The 3969-nt window shown below is 43.8% G+C and carries 4 protein-coding genes; all 4 read right to left on the reverse strand.

The window, feature by feature from the left end; translation table 11 throughout:
* Positions 1–194 precede the first annotated feature (194 nt).
* Complete coding sequence (locus ACXAGQ_RS29025) at positions 195–1322, reverse strand: 3'-5' exonuclease (RefSeq protein WP_475258720.1); 1128 nt, start codon at positions 1320–1322, stop codon at positions 195–197.
* Positions 1319–1807, reverse strand: coding sequence for a hypothetical protein (locus tag ACXAGQ_RS29030; RefSeq protein WP_475258722.1), 489 nt, complete (start codon positions 1805–1807; stop codon positions 1319–1321). Before ACXAGQ_RS29030 ends, ACXAGQ_RS29025 begins: the two co-directional genes overlap by 4 nt.
* Before the next feature lie 321 nt (positions 1808–2128).
* Complete coding sequence (locus ACXAGQ_RS29035) at positions 2129–3112, reverse strand: hypothetical protein (RefSeq protein ID WP_475258724.1); 984 nt, start codon at positions 3110–3112, stop codon at positions 2129–2131.
* A gap of 607 nt (positions 3113–3719) precedes the next feature.
* On the reverse strand, positions 3720–3969 hold a 250-nt coding region (locus ACXAGQ_RS29040; RefSeq protein ID WP_475258726.1), incomplete at its 5' end, for a hypothetical protein.

Below are 3969 nucleotides of genomic sequence, written 5' to 3' on the forward strand. Positions count from 1 at the left end.
GAACCATCAACCAGTAAGCAAATATGGGATCAATAACAGAGAGTGAACCTGCTTACATGCTTATTACGTGTAAGATCTTAAAGGCTATATTACACGTAAATTAAAGGTAAGGTATGATTTTCGTCCAAAATAGGACTCGAAAGGGGAAGAAAAGCCTTGCAAAACAATGGCTTACAAGGCTAAAAAGAGGCTTATTAGAGGGGTTTTTCGGTTGGCTCAGGGTACAAATACCAACTATTACCATATCTAGACGAATCAATCCCTGTGGGCTTGTTGGCTAAGATCTGCTCCTCCGTGTAGCCCATCTTTTTCAGTGCCGTCAACGTGTGACCCTTGCGGTTAACATACAGTTGGGCTTCGTGACTACCTTCAATCACCTTCTTGGCATCCAATGGATCGTAAAGATAACGCCATGTTTTTGCTGTTACCAAGATGCCAGCAGGTTCAAAGTGTAGCGTTTGCCAAACGTGATTGTAGATACACATCTCCCTCACTTTTGACTCAGCAACTAGGTCTACAATGTCCTTATTTCGTGTGTAGTAACGGTCTCCAAACCTAGCCTTCATTTTATCTTGCCAATCCTCCGCTCTGATCTGCTCAATTGTCTTACCAAAGAATAGGTTAGCGTAGAAGTCGGGCATTAAATGGGATGGCTCATAGGGTTCTCTTTTCTCGTATATCCCAAGGCGTTCGAGAAAGCGAACCTCATCCTCTTTGGACATGTAAAACTTGGCTCTCTGCGCCCTGTCGTATTGTCGCCAGAATCGACTCATCTGACGCTCGGTCATGTTGTGTTGTTTCCAGCGTTCGCCAGCCTTGCGGTAGTCTCCATCCATCACAAATTCAGACATTGCATTGTCAACAAGTCTAGTCATTTGCGTGTCGGCAAGCGCCCTATGAGCCTCTCCTTCCCATTCAAGGCTCATCTTTGATGCAGCCTCAGTTAGTTTTAACCAACGGTAACCACCATGCCAATCGCTCCATGAACCGTGGAAAGTAGCCATATCCAACATTACGCAAGAAGTCTCATTAGCTTCAGAAAGATCCACAAATGCAGCATCAAAACCTTCGTTGTAAATGCGTACATGCTGCCCTTTTACTATGTCATCAATGGTTGGCTTTAAGTCCTTCATTGTTGGCGCATCAGCTACCATCTCAGGGGTTATGCCGTGTATCCCTTGAGCCACGTACCATGTTTCATTTCGCTCTGGACGCACCAAGGTATTCAATAAGATCGTACCGTCATCGTTAACAATAGCGATCTCCAAGACTTCATCGTTCTCAGGGCTTAACCCTGTTGTTTCGGTATCGAGGTAAATCATGCATTATCACCAAAAATGTCACACTGCCCTTGCTCCTTAGCTCTCACTTGAGCCAGTGCCTCATCACCACGCTTTTGTGCGTTACGCTTATGGCGTGCTAGTTGCTTGCGAAATGCAGGGAGAACTTCATTGAACTTTTCAATCTCTGCAAGTGTCACACCGTCACTTCTGTCTGATAGTTTTTCTGTTAAAGACTCCATCTTTTCAGTGATGATTGTTAAGCTAGATGTGATTGATAGTTCGCTTAGTTCTTTGTTCAGATTTGCTATGAACCAATGGTACTTCTCTGCCTCCTCTGGCGTCACGTCATGCTTTGCGACAATATCTTCTGGTAGCTTTACTGGTGCGTTGTATTTGTTCGCCGTGAAGATGGTTTTGCTTTTCTGTTTCTTGCTCTCCGAGTCATACCAGAATCTTCTAACTACCAGTCTGTCAGGGATTAGTGAATCTTTGTTTGTTTTCTGTAGGTTAATGTTGAAGCTCATTTGTTTCACGTCCTTAATTTGTAATTTATATATCTAGTATAGTAATCAAAAATTATTCTTGCAAGTCCAGAGCGTGAAATAAATTAAAGGATCTTACAATTAAATTTAGTGTAATGCTTACAAGTTTTTTAATTGAAACCATTGCACGTATGCAATGTGAAATGTTGCAATTAAAATGCGTGAAATGCTTACAAGTAAATTAATTGAAAAAAGTATTACACGTAAAAGCGTGAAATATTACAAGTTTGCACGTGAAAGCAAAAAAAAGACCCCCATCGCAAAATGGAGGCCTTAAATTAATTTCAAGTAACTTACGTGTAACTAGATACGAGGTCTGTTGCGCCTTGGGTTTGTGGTTTCTTGTTCTATTTCTTTATCGACTTTTTCGGTTTCCCTATTTATTTGAAGAACCTGATCTGCTTGATTTTCAACCTCTTTTGACTGCATCACCAAAAGCTCCATCATGGTCATTTGTTGATCATTTACGGGATGTTGAGTCTTTAGCTCCTCAAGCTCCGCCAAAGCCTTATGTAAGCGCTTTTTGGTGCTCATAATGCGCATTGCATTACATTCAATGGCGTACTTGGTTAAATTGGTACAATTACGCTGCACTGCTTGCACTGCCCTTGATAGGTCTGCATTACCCTTGAACCAACTGTTTTTAAAGCGCTTCTTGTTGCTGTTGGTGCGTGCAACGTACATCTCATGGCTATGCCCCAAGTTCTTCAAAACCGAGGTGTTAAATGCCTGTTTTACCTCATGTAGAGCCTTCTTTTGTTGCAGTTTTGGCATGGGAGTACCATCTGGCAGGATCTTACCTACCATTAAGTGTATATGCGTGCCTTTTGTGGATTCTTCGGGGGTGGTTTGTGGCTCTCGGTGCAAAGAGCCTCTGCATACCTTGGATAGATCATTGGCGCTTACACCAACCGACCGGGCCAATGATACAATCATATCTCTAGTGACCTTTTGCCAATCCTCATCTGAACCGTTCTCATCCAGATCTGATGGCAACACAAATACAAACTCAAGGGCTGCCGTGGGCGGTCTACCGCCTTTCCTAGCTGCCTTTTGTTTTGCCTTTGCTTGCTCGCATAGAGTCATCATCCGCATCGATGCAGCTTCGCCATTCCAAATCTTTGTAAGGCTCAATGAGTCGGCATGGGAGGGTTCATCTTTGTTCTCAAAATACACCTCCCTAGCTGCCACACTCTTGACTGCCTCAACAGTCACCGTCCAGTTCCTAATTCCCATACGCTTTATTAAAAAAATAATTTTTTTAATAAAATCATGCAAATTATTCACTAGCCTGTAATGGCTAGATAGGACAACCTATCGCTTCGCTCAGGATTGTTCCTACTAGCTCAGGGGTGCTAACGCCCCCCGAGACCCCCAGTTGCCCACTTCAATATTACAAGTCACGGACTTGCAACATTTCAGCGGGTTAATGCTTAGATCTTGGCACTACTTGCACACGTCGATTTAAATCATTATGCTAACGACAGATACAAAAAAAGCCCGCCATTTGCAGTGGCGAGCTTTTAGAATGGTTGAGTTAAATAGTTTGCAGCTATCCAACTCGGTCGAGATATCTAGAACCAGTAGAATCTCTAAATTGTTATATTCAATTCTACTAGGGTTTTCAACCCTGTCAATGCTCAATCTTGAGCGTTCTAGATTCTCATAAGCACTCTACTTTTGTATTTGAAGCCTGTTTGGAAGTTCCTCCCAAGGTCATGTCTTGGGTCGCAGTCAGCGTGCTGTAGGGATGGTGAGCGGATAACCGCACTGGTGGCAACACCATGTAGTCGGCAGAACTTCATAGAGTGTAGCGGCACACAGACGGGGATTCCTTACAAGTGTCGCAACGTGGGAGGTCACTACCTAACACATCAATACAGAGCGCAGCGAGCTATGAGAAAGCGCCTTTGGCGGTAAAGCGTATGCATTGATGGAACGGTATGGGGAGAGCGTGTAAGGGGCATGTCATTGGGAAACTGGTGCCATCGCCAATAGTCTCGGCTTCGCTATCTTGGCTTGTAGTTCGCTTGTAAAGGCTTGAACTCGCTAGGATAGCGAAGCCATGAAAAAAAAACAGCAAGGCTTGCCTTGCCGCCTTTTGCGCAGCAGCCCCTAGGCTGTTGTGCCAGTTTTTTAAAAGA

The sequence above is a fragment of the Photobacterium sp. ABD4_091 genome (assembly GCF_056160145.1).

Coding starts and splice junctions, on each gene's coding strand:
- ACXAGQ_RS29025 (WP_475258720.1), bottom strand. CDS start 1,322: ATGATTTACCTCGATACCGAAACAACAGGGTTAAGCCCTGAGAACGAT.
- ACXAGQ_RS29030 (WP_475258722.1), bottom strand. CDS start 1,807: ATGAGCTTCAACATTAACCTACAGAAAACAAACAAAGATTCACTAATC.